Annotated in this window: 23 protein-coding genes and 1 pseudogene; 15 read left to right on the top strand and 9 right to left on the bottom strand. The window is 69.5% G+C overall.

The window, feature by feature from the left end; genetic code table 11:
- Positions 1 to 5: 5 nt before the first annotated feature.
- Complete coding sequence (locus tag IE252_RS20125) at positions 6 to 758, bottom strand: hypothetical protein (protein ID WP_190090818.1); 753 nt, start codon at positions 756 to 758, stop codon at positions 6 to 8.
- Positions 759 to 1295: 537 nt separating this feature from the next.
- On the opposite strand from IE252_RS20125, the gene IE252_RS43335 reads away from it, so the two are divergent.
- From IE252_RS43335 to IE252_RS20105, 6 genes are all read left to right on the top strand, one after another.
- Complete coding sequence (locus tag IE252_RS43335; RefSeq protein ID WP_229848618.1) at positions 1296 to 1874, top strand: hypothetical protein; 579 nt, start codon at positions 1296 to 1298, stop codon at positions 1872 to 1874.
- A gap of 15 nt (positions 1875 to 1889) precedes the next feature.
- Positions 1890 to 2339: a Zn-binding domain-containing protein gene (locus IE252_RS43330; protein WP_308434550.1), complete on the top strand. Its 450-nt coding sequence runs from the start codon at positions 1890 to 1892 to the stop codon at positions 2337 to 2339.
- A gap of 13 nt (positions 2340 to 2352) precedes the next feature.
- Positions 2353 to 2499: a hypothetical protein gene (locus IE252_RS43325; protein WP_229848613.1), complete on the top strand. Its 147-nt coding sequence runs from the start codon at positions 2353 to 2355 to the stop codon at positions 2497 to 2499.
- Between the two features lie 9 nt (positions 2500 to 2508).
- Positions 2509 to 3090 (top strand): DISARM system phospholipase D-like protein DrmC, encoded by a 582-nt coding sequence (gene drmC / locus IE252_RS20115; RefSeq protein WP_229848611.1) that lies wholly within the window; start codon positions 2509 to 2511, stop codon positions 3088 to 3090.
- Positions 3091 to 3544: 454 nt separating this feature from the next.
- Positions 3545 to 4594, top strand: a complete 1050-nt coding sequence (locus tag IE252_RS20110) for a hypothetical protein (protein WP_190090817.1) — start codon at positions 3545 to 3547, stop codon at positions 4592 to 4594.
- 116 nt (positions 4595 to 4710) lie between these two features.
- Complete coding sequence (locus tag IE252_RS20105) at positions 4711 to 6861, top strand: UvrD-helicase domain-containing protein (RefSeq protein ID WP_190090816.1); 2151 nt, start codon at positions 4711 to 4713, stop codon at positions 6859 to 6861.
- Positions 6862 to 6966: 105 nt separating this feature from the next.
- On the opposite strand, the gene IE252_RS20100 is transcribed toward IE252_RS20105, so the two are convergent.
- On the bottom strand, positions 6967 to 9549 hold the full coding sequence (locus tag IE252_RS20100) for a GmrSD restriction endonuclease domain-containing protein (RefSeq protein ID WP_190090815.1): 2583 nt from the start codon (positions 9547 to 9549) through the stop codon (positions 6967 to 6969).
- A gap of 199 nt (positions 9550 to 9748) precedes the next feature.
- Here IE252_RS20100 and IE252_RS20095 point away from each other — a divergent pair, with 199 nt between their 5' ends.
- Positions 9749 to 10072, top strand: a complete 324-nt coding sequence (locus IE252_RS20095; protein ID WP_229848609.1) for a hypothetical protein — start codon at positions 9749 to 9751, stop codon at positions 10070 to 10072.
- Between the two features lie 356 nt (positions 10073 to 10428).
- Here IE252_RS20095 and IE252_RS20090 read toward each other — a convergent pair whose 3' ends face one another.
- Positions 10429 to 11604: a magnesium and cobalt transport protein CorA gene (locus IE252_RS20090; RefSeq protein ID WP_190090814.1), complete on the bottom strand. Its 1176-nt coding sequence runs from the start codon at positions 11602 to 11604 to the stop codon at positions 10429 to 10431.
- 479 nt (positions 11605 to 12083) lie between these two features.
- Here IE252_RS20090 and IE252_RS20085 point away from each other — a divergent pair, with 479 nt between their 5' ends.
- Complete coding sequence (locus tag IE252_RS20085; RefSeq protein ID WP_190090813.1) at positions 12084 to 13190, top strand: winged helix DNA-binding domain-containing protein; 1107 nt, start codon at positions 12084 to 12086, stop codon at positions 13188 to 13190.
- Positions 13191 to 13217: 27 nt separating this feature from the next.
- On the opposite strand, the gene lysA is transcribed toward IE252_RS20085, so the two are convergent.
- Entirely contained in the window at positions 13218 to 14549 is a 1332-nt protein-coding gene (gene lysA / locus IE252_RS20080; protein ID WP_190090812.1) for a diaminopimelate decarboxylase, read from the bottom strand.
- A gap of 15 nt (positions 14550 to 14564) precedes the next feature.
- Positions 14565 to 14996 (bottom strand): SAV_915 family protein, encoded by a 432-nt coding sequence (locus IE252_RS20075; RefSeq protein ID WP_190090811.1) that lies wholly within the window; start codon positions 14994 to 14996, stop codon positions 14565 to 14567.
- 203 nt (positions 14997 to 15199) lie between these two features.
- On the opposite strand from IE252_RS20075, the pseudogene IE252_RS20070 reads away from it, so the two are divergent.
- From IE252_RS20070 to IE252_RS20055, 4 genes and pseudogenes are all read left to right on the top strand, one after another.
- A pseudogene (locus IE252_RS20070) lies at positions 15200 to 16131 on the top strand (LysR family transcriptional regulator).
- Positions 16132 to 16248: 117 nt separating this feature from the next.
- Entirely contained in the window at positions 16249 to 16431 is a 183-nt protein-coding gene (gene dmpI / locus IE252_RS20065; protein ID WP_067166020.1) for a 4-oxalocrotonate tautomerase DmpI, read from the top strand.
- 142 nt (positions 16432 to 16573) lie between these two features.
- A complete protein-coding gene (locus IE252_RS20060; protein WP_190090810.1) occupies positions 16574 to 18262 on the top strand; it encodes an AMP-binding protein in 1689 nt (562 codons plus the stop codon).
- Entirely contained in the window at positions 18259 to 19866 is a 1608-nt protein-coding gene (locus tag IE252_RS20055) for an AMP-binding protein (protein ID WP_190090809.1), read from the top strand. The genes IE252_RS20060 and IE252_RS20055 overlap by 4 nt, the downstream gene beginning before the upstream one ends.
- 36 nt (positions 19867 to 19902) lie before the next feature.
- Here the strand turns inward: IE252_RS20055 and IE252_RS20050 are convergent, their stop codons facing one another.
- Positions 19903 to 20586: a hypothetical protein gene (locus IE252_RS20050; protein ID WP_190090854.1), complete on the bottom strand. Its 684-nt coding sequence runs from the start codon at positions 20584 to 20586 to the stop codon at positions 19903 to 19905.
- Positions 20587 to 21178: 592 nt separating this feature from the next.
- Here IE252_RS20050 and gcl point away from each other — a divergent pair.
- From gcl to IE252_RS20035, 3 genes are all read left to right on the top strand, one after another.
- Positions 21179 to 22960 (top strand): glyoxylate carboligase, encoded by a 1782-nt coding sequence (gene gcl / locus IE252_RS20045; RefSeq protein ID WP_190090808.1) that lies wholly within the window; start codon positions 21179 to 21181, stop codon positions 22958 to 22960.
- Between the two features lie 205 nt (positions 22961 to 23165).
- Positions 23166 to 23387 carry a hypothetical protein gene (locus tag IE252_RS20040; protein ID WP_067166032.1) on the top strand — a complete coding sequence of 74 codons (222 nt, stop codon included), beginning with the start codon at positions 23166 to 23168 and terminating at the stop codon, positions 23385 to 23387.
- 750 nt (positions 23388 to 24137) lie between these two features.
- Complete coding sequence (locus IE252_RS20035) at positions 24138 to 24377, top strand: hypothetical protein (RefSeq protein ID WP_190090807.1); 240 nt, start codon at positions 24138 to 24140, stop codon at positions 24375 to 24377.
- Positions 24378 to 24503: 126 nt separating this feature from the next.
- On the opposite strand, the gene IE252_RS20030 is transcribed toward IE252_RS20035, so the two are convergent.
- The 3 genes from IE252_RS20030 to IE252_RS20020 are packed head-to-tail and all read right to left on the bottom strand — an operon-like array spanning position 24504 to position 25494.
- Positions 24504 to 24773: a DUF7848 domain-containing protein gene (locus IE252_RS20030; RefSeq protein WP_229848606.1), complete on the bottom strand. Its 270-nt coding sequence runs from the start codon at positions 24771 to 24773 to the stop codon at positions 24504 to 24506.
- Positions 24770 to 25261: a hypothetical protein gene (locus tag IE252_RS20025; RefSeq protein WP_190090806.1), complete on the bottom strand. Its 492-nt coding sequence runs from the start codon at positions 25259 to 25261 to the stop codon at positions 24770 to 24772. The genes IE252_RS20030 and IE252_RS20025 overlap by 4 nt, the downstream gene beginning before the upstream one ends.
- Complete coding sequence (locus tag IE252_RS20020) at positions 25261 to 25494, bottom strand: hypothetical protein (protein WP_190090805.1); 234 nt, start codon at positions 25492 to 25494, stop codon at positions 25261 to 25263. Before IE252_RS20020 ends, IE252_RS20025 begins: the two co-directional genes overlap by 1 nt.
- Between the last annotated feature and the right edge of the window lie 184 nt (positions 25495 to 25678).

Genomic DNA, 25678 nt, shown 5'->3' with positions numbered 1-25678 from the left:
TCTCATCAAGACTTACTGCCGAGCTCTTCCTGCAGTTCGGCGATGCGGCGTTGGGTTGCCGCCGCGTTCTTCTGCTGACTGGCCAACTTCGCCTCGGCGGCTGCCAATTCACGGGCGAGCCTGTCTCGATCAGCTGCCGCCCGCTCACGGATGGTCCCGTCATCGCGATATGCCGGCCCTACCCGCTCACTGCTCGCTACGCCGCGACGCTCCCCGCACTCTGGGCAGTCGACGATGCGGGTAGAAACGTAGCTGTGCTCGCGATGCTGAATGTGTGGCACCACATGGTCGCAACGGAGAGTGAGGTCCCAAGTATCGAGATCCTTCTTGCGTTCCTCCCGTGAGGGCCAGGAAGCGAACAGCCTGGCGAGCTTCTCCACCTGCTTCGGCCCCATCGGCGGTGGCGGGCAGCAGAAACAGCAGTGCGTTACCCGAGAACCGCTGACGGTCCACCGGGCGTCCCGGCAGTCGACGTGCCGCTCCCGGAACTTCTGGTTGGCTTCCTCGTATTCGAGCTTCTCCGCCTCGGACAACTTCAGGAGAGGTGGCCAGCTCCCCAGCTCATCCGTCATGGGCAGTCCGCAACCGCGGCAGGGCTCACCAGCCACGTACTCCGCCCAGCTGAGACGTGTGCCTTCGCGCTCCCACTGTTCATCCCGCTCGCGGCGCCGCCGGTCATCCGCTTCGGCTTCGAGGGCCGAGCGCAGAGCACGCTTGGCGGCTCGTTGCCGCTTCTGCTCCTCCGTGAGCTTGGCCATGGCTTCACCCTACGCTCGCCGGGTTCCTGTACACGACCGCGGAATCCATGCTTGCGTGGCCGCCCCGTATGCCGGCTGCCCGTGTGGTGGATGACAACTTGCGACCGGAATCGGATTGCATGCGGCCTTCAGGTGGCTGATGTCGTCTGGTTCGGGCAGTCGAAGGTTGCTGATTTGATACGTGGTCAGGGGCCGTACTGCAGAGCGCACGGACAACAGAGCACACGACGCAAGGGCCAATCTTGCTGGCCTGCGACCTGCCCCGAACCCGTACTTGCGGCGCGTCTGTGAAAGTCCCCAGTACTCCGTCCCGTCCCCTTGAATACGGCGTAGCACCGTGAGTCGTACACCGCTCCTGAAGGCATGCAACTCTCGTGGAGCGGGGCGTCGGCGAAGGATTCGGTAGCTTCGAGACTTTCGGTTTACCCGTCCGCTCCCTGGTCCTCTCGTGCTGACCTAGGATCGTCAGCGACCATGCACGCACCGTGATGGTCCGGGACAGACCGGTTGCGTACACACCTTGGGGAGGCCCCCCGTATGGCTCGGGGACAGCGCATCGCAGTTCGTTGCGGGATGCGCGCGCCGATAGGTCACGAAGCGATGCGCGAGGTGTGCGCCGACCTGCATCTGAGGCGTCCGGTCGCCCTCAATTTCATTCGTCCGGAACTCCTCGATCCCGACGACGAACGGCAGCGCATCGCCGGGCGCTTCCCCGTGAGACCGGCCCTCTTGCCGGAGTCGATCATCTCCATGGCGACCGTGCACAACGCTGGTGATGCGGGCGAGACCGAGCAGCCGCCGGGCCCTCCTGACCTGCTGACCCCCGAGTGGCAGGTGCTGTCCGCGGCGAAGACCGCCGACCCGACCGAGGACTTCGCGCTCGTGGACGCCTCGCTCAGTGGGCCGTTGTCCACTGTCTTCTCCCAGGTGCGGCAGGTAGAATGGTTACGCGAGGTGCGCGGCGAAGGTCTGTTCCTGCGGGTGGACGATTACCTGATCGAGCAGCGGGTCGCGTCGAGCGACGCCGTCGCCGCACACGCCGCGGCTTTCGGCCGGTTCCGCGACCACCGCAGGTCGGAACGGATCCAGGACGGCTCCGACCTGATGCAAGGCTAGCCAGGCAGTCGCTACATCGCCGTTCACACGCTCTCCCATCTGCTCATCCGCACCATCGCGATGGAGTGCGGCTACAACTCGGCGAGTCTGGCCGAGCGGATCTACAGTGGCGACGCCGAGGAACGGCGGACCGGCATCCTCATCTACACGGCCGTCCCGGACTCGGAGGGCACGCTCGGCGGGCTGGTCTCCCTCGCCGATCAGGACCCGAGCACCGGTGAGAACCGGCTGGCCAGGATCGTACGGACGGCGCTGTACAAGGCGGGGCGGTGCTCCTCGGACCCGCTGTGCGGCGAGCGTCTTCCCAAGGCGCCGGAGGACTTCCTGCACGGTGCCGCCTGCCACTCCTGCCTGTTCGTGTCCGAGACGACGTGCGAGCGCGGCAACCGGTTCCTGGACCGGCGGTTCATCACCCATCTGGCAGGCGACCCGAAAACGCTGGCCCTAATCCCGAACTTCGGGTGAGCGGATCGACCCGGTGAGCCGCAGACGTTTCGAGGTGGCGGCAGCGACGGCCGCCGCCTCGCTCTGGCCCACACGGACTAAGGCGCTGGCCACGCTCCTCTCCCAGGGCCGCTCCCCGGCGTACATCCTCGGCAGGCTTCAGGCGCCGGCCGCGCTGTAAGCCGTATCAGTGTTGCTGGCGTCAATGACGGAGGGCGGCGTTCCCTCGGCGGAGACGGCGGCGTATCTGCGGGGTTACGCGGCGGCCTGGACCCGGCAGCGCGAGGACACCGAGGCTCGTGCGATGTGGAGTGGCCCTTCCACGCCTGGGACATCCAGCCGCGCCACCGCCCAGGTGCTGACGGAGGTGGTCGGCGCCGCAGAGCACCGGCTCGTCGCTGTGACCTACTCGGCCCGCTCGTACGCACCGCTGACCGCAGCGCTGTCCGAGGCCGTGGCCCGGGGCGTCACAGTGGACATCGTCGTGGAGACGCTGGAAGGCGCGGGCGGGCTACTCTCCGGGCGTGAGCCGGCCGATGCCTTCTCCCGCGTACCGGGCCTGAGGCTCTGGCGCTGGTCGACGGGTCAACGCCCCGCTCCTGGAAGCCGGTTATACGCGAAGCTGGCGGTGGCCGACGACCGAATGCTCTTTCTTTCCGGCGCCAACCTCGCGGAGGCCGGCGCCGAGCGCAACATCGAGGCGGGCGTGCTACTGAACGGCGGTCCCATACCGGGACGGATGGGGGAACACATAAGGGAGTTGCAGCGCTGAGGGGTTCTCGCGCGGTGGCCAGGCCCCTGATGAATTCCCGTCACCGTCAAATCATCGCCATTTCCATGGCCGGTTGACGGCCACTTAGCCCTGAAGCCCGGAACCTGGCCAACAATTGAGCCTCCGGTTTCACATGATGCAGGAGGTCACAAATGGTCGCCGTCGCTCTGGTGCACAGCACTGCGCTGATGATGGAGCGGCTCCCCGAAAAGCCTCCGGCATGGCTGACCCGCGGTGAGCGGACCTTCGCGTATCCGTACAAAGACTGGAGGAAGCCGCGCGTCTGGTGCCTCGCCTTCTTCACGGACCGTCACGCCCGCTATGAGCAGCGCAGGATCATCGGGGTGGGCGGCGTCTTCCCGGGCAGGCGGTCGGGCACCTACGAACGCGCCCTGCTCCCCGCGACTTCACCACACTCCGGGTTTCGCTGCCGCTCGTCGACCTCGAGGGCGCGATGGGGGCCAGCCGCCGATTCCTCAAGGACGACGGTCGTTTGTCTCCCGCGGCCGGCGACAATCTGCTCGCCGCCATCCGGCACCTGCGGCCGGAACTGAACGAGACGTTGGACGACCTGGAGAACAGCCTGGGTGCCAATCCTCCGACAGGCAGGGAAGGAGAACAGCGAAGCTTTGAGAAGGACGCGCTGGGTACCGTCATGGAGACGTTCGGCGCGGACCGCGATCCACTCGAAGCGTGGCAGCAGCCGCTCGGCGGGGACGATCCTCGATCCCGGTCCGTCCCCTTCATCGAAGGGATGCCCGCCCTCCGACAGATCGAGGACCAGCAGATCGTCCACGACTACCTTCGCTTTCCTGGCATGGAGGGCGAAGACGCCGTGCAGGTCGCCTGGCGGATCTACCGCCGCAGCTCTGAATCCCGCCATCGGCTGTTCGTGTACAACGCCAACCGCACGAACGCCGAGACCGTCATGGGCGTCGACATGATTTACGTGAACGAGCACGCCCGAAGCGTGGCCATGGTCCAGTACAAGCGGATGCGTCAGAGCGGGCCCGGCTGGGTGTACTGGCACGACGCCACCGGCGAGCGGGAGTTGAAGCGTATGGAGACCGTCGACGACCAGTGCAAGGCCGAGGACGAGTGGGCTCGGACCAGCCAGGAGGGGCGGACGACCCTGGGGGATCCACGCCTGGTCCCCACGCCCAGCATGGTCAAACTGTGTCGAACCACTCCCTTCATGATGAACTCTGCCGCCCTCATCCCCGGCATGTATCTGACGCGGGAGCACTTCCAGGAACTGCTTCAACGCCCTGAGGCCGACGGGCCGTCCGGCGGGACACGCATCGTCGAGCAGTCGGTTCCCCGGTACCTGAACAACACCACCTTCACCACGCTACTCAGGGACGGATGGATCGGCACGCGCGGCACCGGCTGGGACTACGTCATCGACCTAATACGCGAGAGCCTGTCCGCCAACGGGCCGGGCTCCGTCGTCGTGGGGATGCATCGGAGCGAGGTTCCACCCGGCAACCGCCGAGTCAACTGACCCGCGCCGCAGACGGACGGCGATCGAGGCGATCCGGCTGCCCTGGCACGTACTGACCGGTCTCGCGAATCGGAGCTGGTCAGTAAGGTGATCGTAGTCTTCTGGAGGGGGCGCGGATGGCGACGCTGGGGATGCACCGGGACTTCCTGCTGGAGTTCGCGGCGTTGGAGAAACCAGTCCAGAAGCGGGTCTTCGAGGTGTTCGAGAAGTTCGCGGCAGCCACGCACACTGGGCTGCACCTGGAGAAGCTGACTCATCAGAAAGATCCACGGCTGCGGACCATCCGCATCATCGGATTCTGGCGCGGCGTCGTCCTCAAGGGTGAGTCGGGCGACAGCTACCTGCTGCTCAAGGTGCTTCCCCACGACAAGGCCAACGACTGGGCTGCCAAGCACCGCGCGTCGGTGAACGAGGCGACGCAAGGCATCGAGATACGCAACGACGTGGCCCTGGAACGGGCCACGGCGGGGCTGCGTGCGCTGGTCGTCGAGGAACTGACCCGCCTGTTCCCCGCCTCCGACTACCCGGACAAGGTGCTGCGCAGCCTCGGTGTGGACGAGGAGATCCTGCCGATCATCCGACTGATCCCTGACGAGGATCATCTGGAGGCACTGCACAAGGTACTGCCGGAGCATCAGTACGACGTACTGCTGGGGCTCGCGACCGGCATGAAGCCCGAGGCGATCGACCGGGAACTGGTGCAGGCGTACGCGCGGACCGCCGCTCGGACGCCCGCGGCCGACGACGGTGACGAGCTGGGCACTGCGATGGCCCGTTCCCGCGGCCGGGTCGCGCTCGTGTCGGGCCCCGTCGAACTGCAGGGAATCCTGGAGCGGCCGTTCGACGCCTGGCGGGTCTTTCTGCACCCGAGCCAGTACCGGTTGGCGTACCACGAGGGCTACGCCGGGCCGGCCCGGGTCACCGGCGGGCCCGGCACGGGCAAGACGGTGGTCGCCCTGCACCGGGCGTATCATCTGGCCCGGCAACTGCCCGAGGAGGCTCCCGACGGATGCGTTCTGCTCACCACCTTCACCAGGGATCTTGCGGCCGAGCTGGAGCGCTGTCTGACGCTCCTGGTCGAGGAGGAGAACGTCCGAGCGAAGATCCGGGTGGTCAACGTCGACGTCCTGGCCAACGAGATCGTACGGGCGGGGCGCGGCGGCGCCCCACTGAAACTGGTCTTCGACCAGAAGGAGATCACCGCCCGCTGGATGCGCATGGCGCAACGATTGGGGATCGACTTCACGGACGTCTTCCTCGACCAGGAGTGGCGTCAGGTCGTCCTCGCGCGGGCCCTGACCGAACCGGAGGAGTACCTGAAGGCGCCGCGCACCGGCCGCGGCACCGCGCTCCCACCGCTGAAACGCCTTCAAGTATGGCGAGCCGTCACCACGTTCGAGGAGCAGTTGCGCCAGGCTGGCGAGTGGACGTTCCTTCGGGTGTGCGCGGAGGCGGCACGTCTCCTGGACGGCCGGGAACAGCGGCCGTACCACCATGTCGTGATCGACGAGGCGCAAGACCTGCACCCCGCGCAGTGGCGGTTCCTGCGGGCCCTGGTCGCTCCCGGTCAGGACGATCTGTTCCTCGCTGGTGACACTTATCAGCGGATCTACGGGAACCGGGTGTCGCTGCGCTCGCTCGGCGTTCAGGTCGTCGGCCGCTCGCACCGACTCCGGATCAACTACCGCACCACGCACGAAAACCTAGCCTGGTCGGCCTCACTGCTGACCGGTGAGGAACCGGACGACATGGACGGCGGGAGCGAGACGCTGGCGGGATACCGCTCCACCATGCACGGAGAGCGGCCGGAGACGGTCGGGTATGCCACAAAGCCTGAGGAGATCGAGGCGTTGGTGGCTCGTGTGCGGGATTGGATCGGCGCAGGGGTGCAGGCGGAGGACATCGGGGTGGCGGTGCGCTACGTCCAGCTGGGGCGGGACATCGCCCAGGCCCTGGAGCAGGCCGGCTTCGCCGCGTGCGTGCTCGGTGCCGGGCGCGGTGCCGCCGGTGTCCGGATCGGCACCATGCACCGGATGAAGGGGCTGGAGTTCCGCTGCGTCGCCGTCGCCGGGGTGAATGACGGCACCGTGCCGATGAAGTCGGCCGTCACCGCGGTCGAGGTTGACGCCCAGCAGCACCAGGAGGACCTGAACGGCGAGCTGAACCTGCTGTTCGTGGCGTGCACGCGGGCGCGCGAGGCGCTGCGGGTGTCCTGGCACGGGGTGCCGAGCCCGTTCCTAGCGCCGGTCGTCAACCCGCGCCCGTAGTGTTCATCGGTCCCACACGCCATGGTTGCCGGCCCCATGCGTGACGTGCGTGGGGCCAGCAGGGTGCTGTCGCCCCACACCCCACTGAAGGGGGCACGGAGAGCGTCAGGGAGTGCCCGGGTTCTCGTCCACCATACGGCGGGCCTCCGCCAGGGCCGCCGTATGCGCGAACCATTCCAGCACCGCGCAGATCTCCTCGCTGTGCGCGGCGAAGACCTCCACCGCGAAGGACGGGCGAAGGTCCAGTTTCGCCTCGGCCAGGTCGATGCCATCGATCTCGTTCAGGCGGTTCATCAACTCGCGCCGCAGCGGCTCGTCATCGAACGGGGGACGCTTCTTCAGATACTGGAATACAACCTCGACGGTGCCGGAGACCGGGTAGAGAGCCAGGGGCCACAGCTCTCGGGAAGCGGGGGCGTTGCCGAAACGCACTGTGGGGAAGCAACTGGTCTCGCTTGCTCGGCCGTAGGCGAGATGACCGCCCTGATGCTCCCAGAAGCGCAGGGCATCCAGGACGCCGTTGACGGTCTCCTCTGTCTGGTTGTCGCGCAGTTGCGTTTCGAACCGGCCGGCAGCCGACAGCTGCTCGTCGTCGGCCCGCGGTGACGGCTCGGCCTCATCGGAGACGTCCTTGCCCAGCAGGGCCGCCAGGTCGGAGGTGGTCAGGCGGTGGGATCGGCGGGCCCGGCCTGCGTCGTCGAAGGAAACTCCCTCGGCCTCCAGACGGGCTCGCACATCACCGAGGTGCTGGCTATCCGGCCACCTGAAGCCCGCCGAGACGCGGCCGTCCGCCGTCAGTACCCGGTAGGCGCCGTGCAGGCCCACCTTGGACGCCAGATGCTGGCCGACCGGGACGGCGTGGGTGCCGATCAGCGCCGCGACATCACCGTACGTCGTCCACGTCCCGGCCGGCATGGCGAGAAGCGCAGCCCGCAGCTCCTTCCAGCCGGACCACTCGTCGTCCACCGGGACCGTGCCCGCGACGGGGCCGGGCCACAGCCGTACCACCCGGTCGGCGAGGGCAGCGGCACGATCAAGGATCTCCGCCTTGCCCCAGCGCTCCCGCCCCGCGATCTCCTGGTTCATCCGCAGGGAGCTGAAGTCCAGGATCTCCTGCTTGCGGCGGAACGGATGGTTCGAGAGCTTCGCGTTGTCGGCCGAGAGGGTCAGGTTGCCCAGGGTGTGGACCAGTAGGGCGTGGAGTTCCTCGGGGCCCTGTCCGTCCTCGGTCTCCTCGGCCAGCAGGTCCAGCCACTGGTGTGCGGGTCTCTGCGGCAGCACGTGCTCGACGGTCAGGTGCGCCTTGGCGTAGTCGATCGGTTCGCTGGCTCCGTAGCTCTCCTCCAGCCTGCGCAGCACCTGGAACCGCTGGTTGCTGCGGCCCGCCTTGTAGAAGGGCCGGGTGCGGATCGCCTCGCGGACGGCGTTGTCGTCGGGCCAGACGCGGGCACCCGTCTTGCTCTTCGACAGGAACCGGCTTACGGCCTCGGCCGGGTCGTCGTCCTTCTCCATCTCCTTGGCCATCTCCATGAACACCCGGTTGCTGCCCGTGGTGGAGTGCCCGGTGAACAGGCGCCGCACCATGTAGCTCTCGGCGTATACCAGTGCACGGGCGGCCTGGTGCGGTGTGGCTTGCCCGTCATCCACGCGGTCGAGCAGATGGAGCGCGAGCGGGTAGTGGGTCTGACCGCCCCACCGGGAGAGCCTCTCCAGTACTTCGCGCAGCTCCGGGTCGGGCTCCCGTTCGGGTTCCAGGATCCGCATCAGACGCTCCGCCCGGCGGGCGAGGGAGGCGATCTCGGCCTCCAGGGCCGCTTCGTCGGAACTCAGGGGCTCCAGGCGCTTCTTCTGGTCCCGGTAGATCTCGCTCTGCTTCGCCCGGCTGTTGCCGGCCACCACCAGGTCAAGCCAGACGAGGAGTTCGAGGTTGGCGGGGCCCAGCCGTTCCTGCATGGGCAGCCACAGATTCTGGTAGACAGACTCGCCCCGGGTCGGCAGACACATGAAGAGGTAGTTGCGCAGGAGGTCGCTCTGGCTGAGTCCGACCCCCGTGTTGTTGATCGACTCGAAGATCCGGTAAACGTTGTCGCCCTCCGACGCGGTGATCTCCACGATCGACAGCAGACCGCTCAGCACGGTCTCCACCGCGTCCGTCCACGTATCACCGGCGTTTTCCTGGCCTTCTGCGAGGGCGCCCAGGAAGAACCGGTAGGCGGCGCCCACGTTGCCGGGGCCGCCTGCCCTGGGTGAACTCTCGACACAGGCGGTGAAGGCGTCGCGGTCCGCTTGCGTGGGCAGAAGCCGATAGTGGTCGTCGCCGCTTCGGTATTTGTTGACGAGCACGAGGTCATGGATGCGCTCGGCCTTCTGCTCCGCGCCACGTTCTCGGTGGCTGTCGCGCAACGCCGTGAAGGCCAGCATGAGGGTGGTGAGCCGCTGCTGGCCGTCGACAACAAGCCAACGCTGCATGCCGCCAGCGGTGATCCGGCCTGGTGCCAGCACCACGGAGCCGAGGAAGTGCGCGGCTGGGGGCCGTCCTTCCAAGTGCTCCTCAACTAACTCCTGAACATCGTCCCAGAGTTGCTGCAACTCATCCCGCTGCCAGCTGTAGGTGCGCTGATAGAGCGGCACTTGGTACTGCTTCTCGCCCTGGACGAGTTCGTTGAATGTGGTCTCCTGCGCGTGCACGCGTGTCTTCCCCCCCCGCTGAGTCCCGGACGACCCATTTTCCACCCTCGGGGTGCGTGCGTCCTCGTCCTCGACTGGATCAGTAGCGGTGACGTGTCGGGAGCCGGGTCTCCCGGCTGCACAGGCGCGCAAGGGCACGCTGCCACACATTCTCGGGTTCTGGGTCGCTGGCAGCCCATGGAAGCAAGCCGTCCGGGGTGTGGTGAAGAGCTTCCTCGGCGAGGAGCGGCGCGCTGGATCCGGGACCTTCCAGCACCACAACCGCCCCTACGGCGAGATCATGGCGGAGTCGCCCTTCAACGAGGTCGCGGAACTCCGCGTCCCCGTACAGCGCACCTGGACCGCCGAGAGCATCCTCGGCTACCTCTACTCCACGTCCTTCGCTGCACCCCACCTCTTCGGCGCCCGCCTGAAAGACTTCGAGGCCGCCGTGAAGCACCGGCTGACCGACTTCAGCGACAACGACACCTTCCCCGAGGAAAACGAATTCCTCATCCGGATCGGACAGCGGCGCAGGAAGTGACGTCCCCGGCGACGCCAGACCGGACGATCGCGGCCCCGCCGTAACCGATGACGAGGTCCACGCCTCAATCGCGGACTCCGGCTGCCGGTGTCCGCCATCGTCGAGGGGGGCTGATGGAGAAAACGAGCTCTCCTGGGCGCTGACGCCTTTGCGGCCCTGTGGGTCACCCTCGGTGACGGTTGACCGAAGCCGCTCGGGCGCGCCGCGTCATACGGGAGGTGCAGAACAGCAGGTGACGGCAGTGATGGCCTGCTCCCCAAGGCCGCGCATTCTCCCCAGATTCTCCCCAGGACCCCGAAACGGGTCCTTGCAGGCGTTCGCATGAGCGAAGTTGATCATCAGGTCCGGCGTGACGCCTACAGCCAATCCCGCCGCTTGAAAATGAAGTACAGACTCACGCACACCCCCGCCATCAGCAGAATCGCGAACGGATACCCGTACGCCCACCCCAGCTCGGGCATCCGCTCGAAGTTCATCCCGTAGATCGTCCCCACCAACGTGGGAGCAAACAAAATAGCCGCCCAAGACGAGATCTTCTTGATCTCCTCGTTCTGCTCGAAGCCCGCCTCCGCCAACGCCCGCATCTCCGCGTTCTGTTGCTGGGTGACCAGGGTCGCGTTGACCGTGAGGATCTCCGTGAGGGCCTGGCGGAAGCCGTCCACCCGCTCGCTGGTGTGGGTGACGTGGTCGGCTACGTCGCGGAGGTAGCGCTGGAGTTCCTCGTCCGTGCCGTACTTGGCGAAGCCCGCCATCAGGCCGTGCAGCATGCCGACCAGGGGGCGGGTGGCGCGCTGGAACTCGACGATTTCTCGGGAGAGTTCGTAGATGCGGCGGGACACCTCGGGGTCGCCGCGGAAGACTTCCGTCTCGATCTCGTCGATGTCGTTCTGGACGCCGGAGACGACGGGTACGTAGCCGTCCACCACCGCGTCCAGGATCGCGTACAGCACCGCTTCCGGGCCGAGCGCCAGCAGCTCCGGTGTCTCCTCCATGCGGCGGCGCACCGCCGACAGGTCGGGGGCGGCGCCGTGGCGGACCGTGATGAGGAAGTCGCGGCCGATGAAGACGTGCAGCTCGCCGAAGTCGACCTCCTCGGGGGCGTCCAGATAGCGGGCCGCGCGCAGGACGACGAAGAGGGTCTCGCCGTACCGTTCGAGCTTCGGGCGCTGGTGGGCCTCCAGGGCGTCCTCCACCGCGAGCGGGTGGAGGTCGAACTCCTCGGCCAGCGAGAGCAGTTCCGTCTCCGACGGGCGGTGCAGGCCGATCCACGCCATGCCGTCCGGCGTCTCGCGCAGCCGCCGAAACGTCTCGGCGAGCGTGTCGGGGGACGAGACGCGGCGGCCGTCCCGGTACAGCGCGGACTCCACGACGCTGCGGTGGTCGTGGCGTACGGGACCGGGGGCGGCCGATGCCGTGGTCGCCGGGGGCGTGGACGCGGGCGGATTCGGCGGCGGGGCGAGCTGGCGCCGCCAGGAGTGCTTCTTCGGCGGCGGCGGAGAATAGCCGCCGTCTCCTTCCCCTCGCGCGGTCACGGCGTCACCCGGCCCGGGGCGGTTTCTCGCTTGGGTGTGGCGTCACCGTGCCCGAGCCGGCTTCCCGCTCGACATGGCGCCACCCGCCCCGGAGCGGCTTCTCGTACGGTCATCGCGTCACCCGCCCCGGAGCGGCTTCTCGTTCGATCATCGCGCCACCCGGCCCGTGGTGCTTCGCCGCCCGGTCATCGCGCCACCCGGGCCGGCCCCGCCCGGTCGCGGCGTCCCCACACCCCCGCCGGCACCTTGCTGGGTCATGGCTTCACCTCCCGCGCGCGACCGCCTCCGGCGGCCTTCCGCGGCGGGCCGGGGTGTGTCGGAGTGTGCCCGCCTGGTCTCGGTGCAGGATATACGGCTCAAATGGCACAGGCTCGGCGTCCTCACGGATGCGGCCGCCCCGTTCCTTGACCTAGGCCACCGCCACCTCTCTCCTTCCATCGCGGACAGAATCTGTCCTCAATCCCCACTACCGTGCCCGTATGGCCCCCCAGACAACGCTCACCCCCCGCGCCCTCAACCGCGCCACCCTCGACCGGCAGCACCTCCTGCGCCGGACCGACGCGCTCGGGCCGAAGGAAGCCGTCGCGCATCTCGTCGGGCTGCAGGCGCAGAACGTGAAGCCGCCGTACTTCGCGCTGTGGGCCCGGCTCGCCGGGTTCCGGCCGGAGCAGCTGTCCGCACTCATCGAGGCGCGTGAGCTCGTACGGATCGTGACCCTGCGGTCCACCATCCACCTCCACACCGCCGACGACGTCCTCACCCTGCGCCCGCTCGTCCAGGCCGCCCGCGACCGCGAGCTCAAGCAGTTCCGGGGGCAGCTGGAGGGCGTGGACCTGGAGCGGCTCGCCGAGACCGTGCGCGGGCTGGTGGAGGAGCGGCCGTACACCATGAAGGAGATCCGGGACGTGCTGAGCGAGCAGTGGCCCGACGCCACGCCCTTCGCGCTCTCCCTCGCCGCGCGCTGCGCGCTGCCGCTCGTGCAGGTCACGCCGCGCGGGCTGTGGGGGCGCAGCGGGCGCGTGGCGCTGACCACCGCCGAGCACTGGCTGGGTCGGGCGCCGGGGCCCGTTCCGGCCCCGGACGACACCGTGCTGCGCTATCTCGCCGCGTTCGGGCCCGCCTCGTTCAAGGACATGCAGACCTGGGCCGGACTGACCCGGCTGGGTGAGGTCTTCGAGCGGTTGCGGCCCGTTCTCGTCACCTTCCGTGACGAGAACGGGGTCGAGCTCTTCGACCTGCCCGACGCGCCCCGCCCCGACGAGGACACCCCGGCCCCGCCGCGCTTCCTGCCGGAGTTCGACAACCTGCTGCTGTCGCACGCCGACCGTACGCGGGTGATCCCGGCCGAGCACTGGGGCCGCTCCTGGAAGGGCAACCAGGCCTTCTCCACCCTCCTCGTGGACGGCTTCCTCGCCGGGGTGTGGCGCCTGGAGGAGGGCAAGGAGCACGCCGTCCTCACCGTTCAGCCGTTCGGGTCCCTCTCCCGCGCCCGGCGCGACGAGGTGGCCGCCGAGGGCGAGCGGCTGCTCGCCGAGATGACCTCGGCCACCTCCTACGACGTCCGGTTCGGGGACGTCATGGGGTGAGCCCCGCCCGGTCCCTGAAAGGAGCCGTCACACCCCCACATCCCTCGCCTTCTGGTCCTCGAACGTCTCCCGCCGCAGCAGCAGCCGCGACCTGCCCCCGGATACCGCCACCACCGGCGGCCGACCCGTCATGTTGTAGCCCGACGCCATCGAGACCTGGTACGCCCCGGACGCCGGTACGGCGAGGACGTCCCCTGGGCGTACGTCCTCCGGCAGTTCGACGTCCTCCGCCAGGATGTCGCCCGCCTCGCAGTGCCGCCCGACCACCGTCGTGGCGCGCATCGGCGCCGCCGTCGTACGGCCGACCATGCGGACCGTGTACCTCGCCCCGTACAGCGCCGGGCGCGGGTTGTCGCTCATCCCGCCGTCGACCGCGACGAACACCTGCGCGCCGGTGCGCTTCACTGACAGGACGCGGTACAGCGCCACCCCGGCCGGAGCCATGATCGAGCGGCCCGGCTCGACCATGAGTCGGGGCAGGGGATACGCGAAATCGGCGCAGGCGGCGGACAGTTCCTCCGTGATCCGGCGGCCGTACGCCTCCGGGGACGGCGCCGCGTCGCCCGGCAGATATGCCGCCGCGAAACCCCCGCCCAGGTCCACCTCCGGGAGCGTCACGCCGTGCCGGTCGCGGATGCGGGCCAGGAACGCCACCACCCGGCGCACCGCCTCCCCGTACGGCTCGGTCGAGGTGATCTGGGAGCCCAGGTGGCAGTGCAGACCGGCGAGTGCGAGCCCGGGCTGGCCCAGGACGCGGACGACCGCGTCCTCCGCGTCGCCGCCCGCGATCGACAGGCCGAACTTCTGGCCCTCCGCCCCCGTACGGATCTTCCGGTGCGCGCCCGCCTCGATGCCCGGCAGTACCCGGACCAGGACCTTCTGGGCCGCGCCCTTGGGGACTTGGGACGCGATCCGGGCGATCTCGCAGTCCGAGTCGATGACGATCCGGCCCACGCCGATGCGCAGCGCCGTGCGCAGGTCCCGCGGGGACTTGGCGTTGCCGTGCAGCACGACGCGCTCGGGCGGGAAGCCGCGGGTCGCGGCGAGCTCCAGTTCGCCCGCCGAGCAGACGTCGAGCCCCAGGCCTTCCTCGGCCATCCAGTCGACCACGGCCCGGCACACGAAGGCCTTCGCCGCGTAGACGACCTCGGCGTCCGGCAGCGCCCGCCGCCAGGCCCGCGCCCGGGACCGCACCTCCGTCTCGTCGAGTACGTACACGGGCGTGCCGTGCCGTTCCGCCAGCTCCGCGAGGGACACCCCGGCGAGCGACACATCGCCGCCGGGCGCGTTCACGGCGGAGTCCGGCCACACCGAGGGGGAGCTCAACTCCCGTACCAGGGAGTCGGGTTCGGTTGTCATCAGGGGATCCCTCCGTCAGTCCACGAACGCGTGGATCGCGGTCACGGCGGTCCAGACGGCCGCCGCCGCACCCGTCACCCGCAGCACGCCGACCATGTCCGGGTCCCACCCCTCCCGGCGCGCGCAGGGCTGCGCGGCCGGCTCGCGGCGTACGGCCGTCGGTGCGGGGGCCGCGAGCTGCGGGTCGACCGTCACCGTGGTCACGCCGAGCGGCTCCGCCAGCGACCGCAGCGCGGGCTCGGCGAGCCGGATCCAGCTCTGGTCGGGCCCGAGCACCGCGCACAGCCGCTCGGGACTGGTGAAGCCGACGGCGGTCCGTACGCCGAGCGGGGTGCGCGAGAAGCGCAACTGCTGTCCTCCGGCAGAGCCGAGCCGAACCGGCACGTAAAGGGCCGCTGCCGGGCGGCGTTCGTCGGGGTCCGCGTCGTCGATGGTGAGGCTTTCCATGGTGGGTGCCCTCCGGTGGAGTACGAGGCCGGGTGGTGCGGCGCCGCTCGGTGCGGCGCTCGACGTCTGTGTGCGACGCGTCGAAGCTATGCCCGCGTCCGGGCCTCCGAGCCGTCTCCTGACGCGCTGTTGATCCCGTTCCGCCCGACTTTGACGATCCCCTAGCGCCGGGTCGCCGGATCCCCCCTGGCTAGAGTCGCCGCATGGAACTGCGGCAGCTCAGCTACTTCGTCACCGTCGCCGAGGAACTGCACTTCGGGCGGGCCGCCATGGGGGTCCCCCCTGCTCCTTAAGAGCTTGGGGGAGGCTGCACATCGTCCAGTCGGCGGTGAGCCAGCAGGTGCGCCGCCTGGAGCGGGAGCTGGGTGCCGAGCTCTTCGACCGCTCGCCCCGGCACGTCCGCCTCACCGGCGCCGGGGAGCGGCTGCTGCCCGAGGCGCGCACGGTGCTCGCGGCGGCGGAACGGGCCCGGGCCGCCGTACGCGGTCGCACCGGGCTGCGCCTGGGCACCAGCACGGGCCTCGGGGCCCACCTCGACCGCGTACTCGACCGGTTCGCGGCGCTCGCGCCCGACACCCCGGTCGAGCTGGTGTCGGGGGCGACCCGGGACCGTCTGGAGCAGGTCGCGGACGGGCGCCTGGACGCGGCATTCGTGCGGTCCACCGCGCCCGGGACGGGGGTGCGGATCCTGCCGCTGTGGGAGGACCCGCTGGTCGCGGCGGTCCCGGCGGCGCATCCGCTGGCCCGCGCGGCGGACGTGGCGGTCGGCGAGCTCGCCGGGCTCGGCCTGTGCATCACGGCCCGCCGCAACAACCCGGCCTTGGTCGACCTGGTGGTCGGTGCCTGTCACGCCGCCGGGTTCGAGCCGCTGCCGGGCCCGGTGAGCGGCTCGCTCCAGGACACGCTCGCCACGATCGGCACGGGCGCGCGGCCGCTCTGGACGGTGGTGTACGCGTCCCACGCGCGCGTGCTGCACAGCCCCCGGGTCGCCTTCCTGCCGTTCCGCGCACCGGGCCTGGCCCTGCCGACCGGCCTCGCCGTGCACGCGCACACCCGACCGGCGGAACTGGACCTGCTCCTGAAGGCGTGCGAGACCCCAAATGCCGCCCCGACCAGCGACGATCACGAAAACTGATCGCTGTCGTCGCCTTCTGCTTCTTGGTCGGCGCACCCCGATGGGATGGAGTGAGGTCACGCCGGTGAGCGGCCCGGAGGAACCGGGAAGCCGCCGCTGACAAGGGAGTTGACCGTCATGCCGATCGTCACCATCCAGCAGGGTCCGCGCGACATCGAGCTCAAGCGCGAGCTGGTCAAGCGGGTCACGGACGCGTTCGTCGACGCGTACCGGATCCCGGCGGAGACCGTCCAGGTCTGGATCCACGAGACCCCCGCCGACAGCTGGGGCGCCGCGGGGAAGCTCACCGCGGACAAGTAGGGGATGCCCCCTCCTCCCGGAGGCCCCACGGGGGTGGGGGGAATCCGCCGCGCGGACTTCCCCCGCACCCCCCTACGGGGGTAAAGAGGCCTGGTCACACACCGCGAGGTGGTAGAGAGTGGCCAGGCAACGAGGAGGGCACATGGACGCACGTGGCGCCACGGAGGAGTTCCGGGCCGCACGGGACTTCCTGCTGGAGCACCGGGAGGACTACACGACGGCCTGTCAGGGGTTCACCTGGCCGCGCCCCGAGCGGTTCAACTGGGCGCTCGACTGGTTCGACGTCATCGCCGAGGGCAACGGCGCCACCGCGCTGCACATCGTCGAGGAGGACGGCCGCGAGATCACCCTCTCGTACGCCGAGATGTCCCTGCGCTCCGACCAGGTCGCCAACTGGCTGCGCGCTCAAGGCGTACGGGCCGGGGACCGCGTCGTCGTCATGCTCGGCAACCAGCAGGAACTGTGGATGACCGCGCTGGCCGCCATGAAGCTGCGGGCGGTCGTCATCCCCGCGACCCCGCTGCTCGGCCCGGCCGACCTGCGGGACCGGATCGAGCGCGGGCGCGCCCGGCACGTGATCGTACGGGCCGAGGACGCGGCCAAGTTCGACGACGTGCCGGGGGAGTACACCCGGATCGCGGTCAAGCCGCACGGCGCCGACCCCGTTCCCGGGTGGCTGGACTTCGACGGGGCGTTCGGGGCCAAGGCGCGGTTCGAGCCGGACGGGGTCACCCTGGCCGACGACCCGCTGATGCTCTACTTCACCTCCGGCACCACGGCCCGCCCCAAGCTCGTCGAGCACACCCATGTGTCGTATCCGATCGGCCACTTGGCGACGATGTACTGGATCGGTCTGAAGCCCGGCGACGTGCATCTGAACATCTCCTCGCCCGGCTGGGCCAAGCACGCCTGGTCGAACCTCTTCGCCCCGTGGAACGCCGAGGCGACCGTCTTCATCTACAACTACGCGCGCTTCGACGCGGCCCGGCTGATGTCCGCGATGGACGCGGCGGACGTCACCAGCTTCTGCGCGCCGCCCACGGTGTGGCGGATGCTGATCCAGGCGGACCTGAGCGCGCTGCGGACCCCGCCCCGCGAGGTCGTCGCGGCCGGCGAGCCGCTCAACCCCGAGGTCATCGAGACGGTCCGGCGCGAGTGGGGCCGGGTCATCCGGGACGGTTTCGGACAGACCGAGACGGCCGTCCAAGTCGCCAACTCCCCGGGCCAGTTGCTCAAGACCGGCTCGATGGGCAGGCCCAGCCCCGGCTACAAGGTCGAGCTCCTGGACCCCGTGACGGGCGAGCCGGGCGCGACCGAGGGCGAGATCGCCCTCGACCTCTCGGCCCGCCCGGTCGGCCTGATGACCGGCTACCACGGCGACCCGGAGCGTACGGCCGAGTCGATGGCGGGCGGCTACTACCGCACCGGCGACATCGGATCCCGCGACGAGGACGGCTACATCACCTACGTCGGCCGCGCCGACGACGTCTTCAAGGCCTCCGACTACAAGATCTCGCCGTTCGAGCTGGAGAGCGCGCTCCTGGAGCACGAGGCGGTGGCCGAGGCCGCCGTCGTTCCCGCGCCCGACGCGCTGCGGCTCGCCGTGCCCAAGGCGTACATCGTGCTCGCGGCGGGCTGGGAGCCAGGACCGGACACCGCGAAGGTGCTGTTCGAGCACTCGCGCGCGGTCCTCGCCCCGTACAAGCGCATCCGCCGCATCGAGTTCGGTGAGCTGCCCAAGACGGTCTCCGGGAAGATCCGCCGCATCGAGCTGCGCGAGGCCACGGCGGCGGGTTCGAAGGCCGAGTACCACGAGGGGGACCTGCGGTGACGGACCTCTCGTACGCCCACGGCACGAGCGGCACGCCGCTGCTCGGCGACACCATCGGGGCCAACCTGGACCGGGCGGTCGCCGCCTGGCCCGACCGCGAGGCGCTGGTCGACGTCGAGTCCGGGCGGCGCTGGACGTACGCCCAGTTCGCCGCGTCCGTCGACGAGCTCGCCCGCGGGCTGCTCGGCAGCGGGGTCCGCAAGGGCGACCGGGTCGGCATCTGGGCGGTGAACTGCCCCGAATGGGTGCTCGTGCAGTACGCCACGGCCCGGATCGGCGCGGTCATGGTGAACATCAACCCGGCGTACCGGGCGCACGAGCTCGCGTACGTACTGAAGCAGGCCGGGATCTCGCTGCTCGTCGCCTCGCAGGCGCACAGGACGAGCGACTACCGGGCGCTGGTGGAGCGGGCGCGTCCGGAGTGCCCGGAGCTGCGGGCGGTGCACTACATCGGGGACGGGTCCTGGGACGAGCTCCTGGCGGCGGGCGCTGAGGTGACGACCAGTCAACTCGCCGACACGCAGGCCGAGTTGTCGTGCGACGACCCGATCAACATCCAGTACACCTCGGGGACCACCGGCTTCGCCAAGGGGGCGACGCTCTCCCACCACAACATCCTCAACAACGGGTATTTCGTGGGCGAGTCGCTCTCGTACACCGAACGGGACCGGATCTGCGTGCCGGTGCCCTTCTACCACTGCTTCGGCATGGTGATGGGCAACCTCGCGGCCACCTCGCACGGGGCCTGCGTGGTGATCCCGGCGCCGTCCTTCGACGCGGCGGCGACGCTGCGGGCGGTGGAGGGGGAGCGGTGCACCTCGCTGTACGGGGTGCCGACGATGTTCATCGCCGAGCTGAACCTGCCGGACTTCGGCTCGTACGACCTGTCCTCGCTGCGTACGGGGATCATGGCGGGGTCGCCGTGCCCGGTCGAGGTGATGAAGCGGGTCGTCGCCGAGATGAACATGGCCGAGGTGTCCATCTGCTACGGCATGACGGAGACGTCCCCGGTCTCCACCCAGACGCGCGTCGAGGACGACCTGGAGCGCAGGACCGGCACGGTGGGGCGGGTGCTGCCGCACATCGAGATCAAGGTGGTGGACCCGGCCACCGGCGTCACGCTGCCGCGCGGCGAGGCGGGCGAGCTGTGCACCCGCGGCTACAGCGTGATGCTCGGCTACTGGGACGAGCCGGAGCGGACCGCCGAGGCGATCGACGCGGGGCGCTGGATGCACACCGGTGATCTGGCGGTGCTGCGCGAGGACGGTTACGTACAGATCGTCGGCCGGATCAAGGACATGATCATCCGGGGCGGCGAGAACGTCTATCCGCGCGAGATCGAGGAGTTCCTCTACGCCCACCCGAAGATCGCGGACGTGCAGGTGGTGGGCGTGCCCGACGAGAAGTACGGCGAGGAGATCCTGGCCTGCGTGATCCCGCGCGACCCGGCGGACCCGCCCACGGCGGAGGAGGTCGCCGCGTTCTGCCGCGACCGCCTGGCGCACTACAAGGTGCCGCGACGGCTGCGGATCCTGACGGAGTTCCCGATGACGGTGAGCGGGAAGGTGCGGAAGGTGGAGTTGAGGGAGGGGTACGGGGAGTAGGGGTCGGGCCTGTTCCCTCTTTACGGGTCCGTGCGCTTACGGGCCCGTGGCGACCAGCTCGTCCGCCGCGTCGTTGACCGGCTGGGGCGTGCCCGTCAGGTCCATCACGAACAGCGGGATGGACAGGCCGTCGCCACGGGCCCGGGCGTCCTTGGTGTACCCGGCGAGTGAGAAGTAGACGCCGGTGGCCGAGCTGCTGAGCGCGTTCAGCCACAGGCACTCCACCGCGCGCAGCGACGCCGGGCGGGTCGTCGGGTCGACCTGGGCGACCAGTCCGGGGCCGCGCAGATCGATCCCGGAGGCGGGGCGCGCCTCGGACTGCAGGACGTCCCGGAAGCCGAGCCACTTGAGGTAGAGCGCCGCCGCGGTCACCGCGTCCCGGGCGGTACGGATGGTCACCGGCCGGAACGCCCGGCGCGGGGGCGCGGCGGTCGGCGGAACCGGGATGTGGAGCGGCAGCGGGGCCGGCGGCGCGGAGACCGGCCGCACCGGAATCCGCAGCACCGTGCCGCACGAGCACCCCAGCTCAGGCTGCGGCCACTGGTCCTGCCGCCCGCACGCGTCGCAGCGCACCACGACCCAGTCCTCGGTCCAGGTGCGATGGGTGATCGGCTCGGGCGCGACCCCGCGCTGGAGCGGCGGCGCGAGCGGGGCGCCGCAGGGGCAGGGGTAGGTGGTGGCGGCGTACCGGTGCTCACGGCGACAGACGGGACACCGCACGGCGAGCGTTTCCCGGCCGAGCGCGGGGCTGGGGTGGGCGGGGGTGGTGCGGTGGGTGGGGCCACCGGGGGTGCCCGGGTATCCGGCGCCGCCGGGGCGCCCGGGTCCACCGGGGTATCCGGACCCGCCGGGGTTGGCTGCGCCGGGGTTAGGTCCTCCACGGTATTCGGACCCACCGGGGTTGGGCCCGCCCGGGTATCCGGCCCCGCCCACGTATCCGGGGCCGTCGGTCCCGCCGGGGCGCCCGGGTCCGCCGGGGTATCCGGACCCACCGAGCCCGCCCCCGTTCACCCCGCCGCGCCCCACCGACCCACCGCGCCCCGGCGTCCCGCCGTACCTGCCGTCGGCTCCGCCGGTTCCGTCGCCGATTCCGTCGATACCCATGCCGTCCACCCCGTGCTCGCCGCCCGTACGGCCCATCGTCCCCCACCCGCGCCCCGCCCGGCAGGCGACTTCGGGGATCCCTTGACGCGCCTGCGTACGCCCCCTTATGTTTCTTCCATATAGCAGAACTAAACTTCCGCATTACGGAATCACGGCTCTCAGGTGGCGCGACAGAGCCCGATCCGCCAGGCCGAAGCAGGAGCACTCCATGCCTCGTATGACCGCTGCCCGAGCGGCAGTTGAGATCCTCAAGCGCGAAGGCGTCACCAACGCGTTCGGCGTGCCGGGCGCGGCGATCAACCCCTTCTACGCGGCCCTCAAGGCCGGTGGCGGCATCAAGCACACGCTGGCCCGCCACGTCGAGGGCGCGTCCCACATGGCCGAGGGGTACACCCGGGCCCACGCCGGGAACATCGGCGTCTGCATCGGTACGTCCGGCCCGGCCGGCACCGACATGATCACCGGGCTGTACTCGGCGATCGCCGACTCGATCCCGATCCTCTGCATCACGGGCCAGGCGCCGGTCGCCAAGCTCCACAAGGAGGACTTCCAGGCGGTCGACATCGCGAGCATCGCGAAGCCGGTCACCAAGGCCGCGACCACAGTCCTGGAGGCCGCGCAGGTCCCCGGCGTGTTCCAGCAGGCGTTCCACCTGATGCGCTCGGGCCGCCCCGGCCCGGTCCTCATCGACCTGCCGATCGACGTCCAGCTCACCGAGATCGACTTCGACCCGGACACGTACGAGCCGCTGCCGGTCTACAAGCCGTCCGCGACCCGTGCCCAGGTCGAGAAGGCGCTCGGGTTCCTGCTCGAATCCGAGCGCCCGCTGATCGTCGCGGGCGGCGGCGTCATCAACGCCGACGCGTCCGAACTGCTGGTGGAGTTTGCCGAGTTGACCGGTACGCCGGTCATCCCGACCCTGATGGGCTGGGGCATCCTCGCCGACGACCACGAGCTGAACGCGGGCATGGTCGGCCTGCAGACCTCGCACCGCTACGGCAACGCGAACTTCCTGGAGTCCGACTTCGTCCTCGGCATCGGCAACCGCTGGGCCAACCGCCACACCGGCGAGCTGGACGTGTACACCAAGGGCCGCAAGTTCGTCCACGTCGACGTCGAGCCGACCCAGATCGGCAAGATCTTCGCGCCGGACTACGGCATCGCGTCCGACGCCAAGGCCGCGCTGAAGCTCTTCGTCGAGGTGGCGAAGGAGCTGAAGGCCGCGGGCAAGCTGCCGGACCGCAGCGCGTGGGCGGCGTCCACGCAGGAGCGCAAGGCGCAGCTCCAGCGCCGTACGCACTTCGACAACGTCCCGCTGAAGCCGCAGCGCGTGTACGAGGAGATGAACCGCGCCTTCGGCCCCGAGACGCGGTACGTCACCACGATCGGCCTCTCCCAGATCGCCGGCGCGCAGATGCTGCACGTCTACCGGCCGCGCCACTGGATCAACTGCGGCCAGGCGGGCCCGCTCGGCTGGACCATCCCGGCCGCGCTCGGCGTCGCCACCGCCGACCCCGAGACCCCGGTCGTCGCGCTCTCCGGCGACTACGACTTCCAGTTCATGCTGGAGGAGCTGGCGGTCGGTGCGCAGCACAACATCCCGTACGTCCACGTCCTCGTGAACAACTCCTACCTGGGCCTGATCCGCCAGGCCCAGCGCGGCCTGGACATCAACTTCCAGGTCAACCTGGAGTTCGAGAACATCAACTCCCCGGAGCTGGGCGTCTACGGCGTCGACCACGTCAAGGTCGTCGAGGGCCTGGGCTGCAAGGCGATCCGCGTGACCGAGCCGGACCAGCTGCTGCCGGCCTTCGAGGAGGCCAAGAAGCTGGCCGCCGAGTACCGCGTCCCGGTCGTCGTCGAGGCGATCCTGGAGCGGATCACCAACATCTCGATGGGCGTCAAGATCGACGCGATCAACGAGTTCGAGGAGCTGGCGACGGAGCCGGGCCACGCGCCGACGGCGATTCGTCCGCTGCGGGCGTCGTAGCGCGCCAGCCCGTACGAGACCGGCGGCTCCGGTGCTTCCCGTGGGGGGTGGCACCGGAGCCGCCGCCGTTCACTCGTTCGAGTTCATGCGCTGGGGTTTCGTCGGCGTTTCGGCGGCGCTCCGAGGGGCTCACGGGCCAATCGTGTCGAATCCGAGACGGGCGGAGGCGGTGCGACGGGCCGGGACGGCGCATACTGGATAGACCATGACGCAGCCGTCCGCGCCGAGGCGCCACCTGCCCACCAGTCCCTTCAAAGCTCCGGTCGAGCCGCAGGCCAAGACCTTCGCCCTGGGCGACCGGGTCTCCCACGACCAGTTCGGCCTGGGCACGATCGTGGGCGTCGAGGACGGAGTCGCCATGCTCGTCGACTTCGGCTCGCGCCGCGCCCGCATCCTGAGCCCCTACACCCGCATGCACCGTCTCTGAAGACAGAGCCGCGCGCCACAGCCAACAGCACGACAGCAAGGCCCCGCCCGCGCCCCGCGGACGGGGCCTTGACCATGTGGGCCGACCGATTGCCGTCTAACAAGCAGACGAGGGGGCGACAGATCCAGGGCTGGGTGTTCCTGCACACCTGGTACTTGGATATGTATTCCCCGGCCAGACGCCACCGCAGGGGTCCTCGGCGCCGTTCGGGTCGCCGACGTACCCCTCCCGCGGTTCGGTACAGCTCGTACAGCATTCCGCCGAACAAAAGTAGCCCAGCCGGGTGCCGCCGGGCTGAATGTTCGATACCGCCACATTCTGTGCATGTAAACGGATTCTTGACGGGTGCTTTACGGAACGAGGGCGATCAAGGTGCCACGTGAAGGAGTAAACGGAAAGGAAGCGTCCGCCCGTGCTGTGAGCTGTCGGGATGCGGAGCCAGTTCCCTCATCCAGGCGGTGCGCCTCCTGTGCCGGGCGCATGTGCCGGGATGCATCCGTAGCACTAACGGCCCAGCTCGTCCGCGTCGTGGATCAGCGCGCCGTACCCGAGCTGAGCAGGTACCAGCTCCAGTACGGCGGAGCCCGCAGCCCGGTCGACGATCACGGAAGCCGGCTGTTCGCGCTGTTGCTCAGGAAAGCAACGCCATGTTCCAGGCGCGCGGATGCGGCCCAATGTCGTCGTTCTCATACGAAGTAACCTTCGTGGAAAACTCCCCGCCCACAGGTCCCCGGCGTGACAATCGCGCGCATGCCAGAGACCCTCGGCCGCAGATGGCCGTTCAAACGATCGACGACCATCGTCCTCGCCTGCATAGCCCTGATCATCTGGACCATGTTCGCGGGTCAGTGGTCTGACAAGGGCTGCGATTTGTTCCCCCAGTCGTACGGGTTGGTCATCAGCCACGTAGGAGGCCCGGACCACTACCAAGGCTGCGAAGACGAACTGGGTGACCCGACGTACACCGACAACTACCGAGGCTGGCCGTAACCGCTTCCAACGGTGGCGCAGTCGTCGGCATGGCCAAGGCCTCGGCCGCCTCCGCCGCAGTGAAGCAGCTCACCACCACCCTCGGATACGCGAGCTCGGCTGGCCGACCTTGAACGGCCGTAGCAGTCACCGGGGCGTCGCCTGCTTGTGAAGGGGATTGCCGGGTGCGGGGCTGACCCGGCTGAAGGAGGTCACGATGGCCCGGAATCCGGAGTGGGCGTGCTGCCGTGCCGTATGCCGGATCGCCCAGTCCTCCGGTCCCGCCTTCTCGTCGGAGGGTGGGGACGCGTCGAGGCACGTCGTGCACTCCATGACGTAGATCGGCCCGGCGGCGCCTGGGGTGGTGTCGACGCCGAGGATCCACTCCGCGTACCGGATCACCGACCGGGCGCTCACAGCGTCGACTCCGCCGTTGGCATCTGGTGCAGCCTGGCCTGCCCGACTTCCACCAGGTCGGCTGCGGCATGCGCGGAACACATACTGCCTACAGCGTCCGGTGGCCGTGCCCAGTGCGGTCCTGGCGGGGCAGTCAGGTCGACGCGCGGTACCCCTAGCCAGGTCCCTGGGCGCAGGCACTCGACGTCTGGCGCCTGCCAGTTGGCGTACGTTCCGGGTGGGACGAGGGCGTAGTACCAGACGCCGATGCCGTATGCGTCGTGGATGACGGCTCCGCCGGGGAGGGCCTCGGCGAGGAACGTGGCGACGGCGTCGGGGGTCTCGGCGCGTGCGGCGGCGTGGACGACGGGTGCGGGGAGGCGGATCGCGTCGAACTTCTCGCCGGTCGGTACGAGGGCGATGCCTACGGCGAATTCGCGTTGGGCCTGGGCGGGGGCAGGGTGCGCGGAGGCGAGCCAGTCGGTGACGGTTCGCGTGGCCTGGTTCATCACGGCGTGATCACCCCGGCCCCGGCCACGTTCGCGCAGTCGGCGTGCGCGTAGCTGGTGTGGTCGCCGCCCGTGTCGGCGACGAACATGCGGGTGATGGTGTCGGCACCGGGCTCCTTGCAGACCTCGCAGCGCCGGTACCGCGCCAAGTCGTTGGGCTGATGGCTGAGTGCTTCGCCTGCGGCAATCGGTCCGCAGGCGCCTGCCAGTGGTCCGGTGCGCGAGTGGGTCACCTTGAGCTCCTCGAATTCCGTCGGTGGGAGTGGGTGACCACCAGCCTGGTCCTGCCGCCGCCCCGATACGACGACTTCCAACTGCCTTTCAGTGACGGCAAATCAGACTTTCATGTCACCGTCCGGGTGAGGACTAGCCGTTGCGATGCCCTTTTGGCGACACTGGTTCCGTAACCCGGACTCG

The organism is Streptomyces melanogenes (assembly GCF_014649795.1).
GTDB lineage: Bacteria > Actinomycetota > Actinomycetes > Streptomycetales > Streptomycetaceae > Streptomyces > Streptomyces noboritoensis.
This window is presented reverse-complemented; position numbering and strand designations above follow the sequence as displayed.

Excerpts from the sequence above, each read along its gene's own strand:
- IE252_RS20125 (WP_190090818.1), bottom strand. The coding sequence starts at position 758 with ATGGCCAAGCTCACGGAGGAGCAGAAGCGGCAACGAGCCGCCAAGCGT.
- IE252_RS43335 (WP_229848618.1), top strand. The coding sequence starts at position 1,296 with ATGGCTCGGGGACAGCGCATCGCAGTTCGTTGCGGGATGCGCGCGCCG.
- IE252_RS20110 (WP_190090817.1), top strand. The coding sequence starts at position 3,545 with ATGGGGGCCAGCCGCCGATTCCTCAAGGACGACGGTCGTTTGTCTCCC.
- IE252_RS20105 (WP_190090816.1), top strand. The coding sequence starts at position 4,711 with ATGGCGACGCTGGGGATGCACCGGGACTTCCTGCTGGAGTTCGCGGCG.
- IE252_RS20085 (WP_190090813.1), top strand. The coding sequence starts at position 12,084 with ATGGCCCCCCAGACAACGCTCACCCCCCGCGCCCTCAACCGCGCCACC.
- lysA (WP_190090812.1), bottom strand. The coding sequence starts at position 14,549 with ATGACAACCGAACCCGACTCCCTGGTACGGGAGTTGAGCTCCCCCTCG.
- IE252_RS20075 (WP_190090811.1), bottom strand. The coding sequence starts at position 14,996 with ATGGAAAGCCTCACCATCGACGACGCGGACCCCGACGAACGCCGCCCG.
- dmpI (WP_067166020.1), top strand. The coding sequence starts at position 16,249 with ATGCCGATCGTCACCATCCAGCAGGGTCCGCGCGACATCGAGCTCAAG.
- IE252_RS20060 (WP_190090810.1), top strand. The coding sequence starts at position 16,574 with ATGGACGCACGTGGCGCCACGGAGGAGTTCCGGGCCGCACGGGACTTC.
- gcl (WP_190090808.1), top strand. The coding sequence starts at position 21,179 with ATGCCTCGTATGACCGCTGCCCGAGCGGCAGTTGAGATCCTCAAGCGC.
- IE252_RS20040 (WP_067166032.1), top strand. The coding sequence starts at position 23,166 with ATGACGCAGCCGTCCGCGCCGAGGCGCCACCTGCCCACCAGTCCCTTC.
- IE252_RS20035 (WP_190090807.1), top strand. The coding sequence starts at position 24,138 with ATGCCAGAGACCCTCGGCCGCAGATGGCCGTTCAAACGATCGACGACC.
- IE252_RS20025 (WP_190090806.1), bottom strand. The coding sequence starts at position 25,261 with ATGAACCAGGCCACGCGAACCGTCACCGACTGGCTCGCCTCCGCGCAC.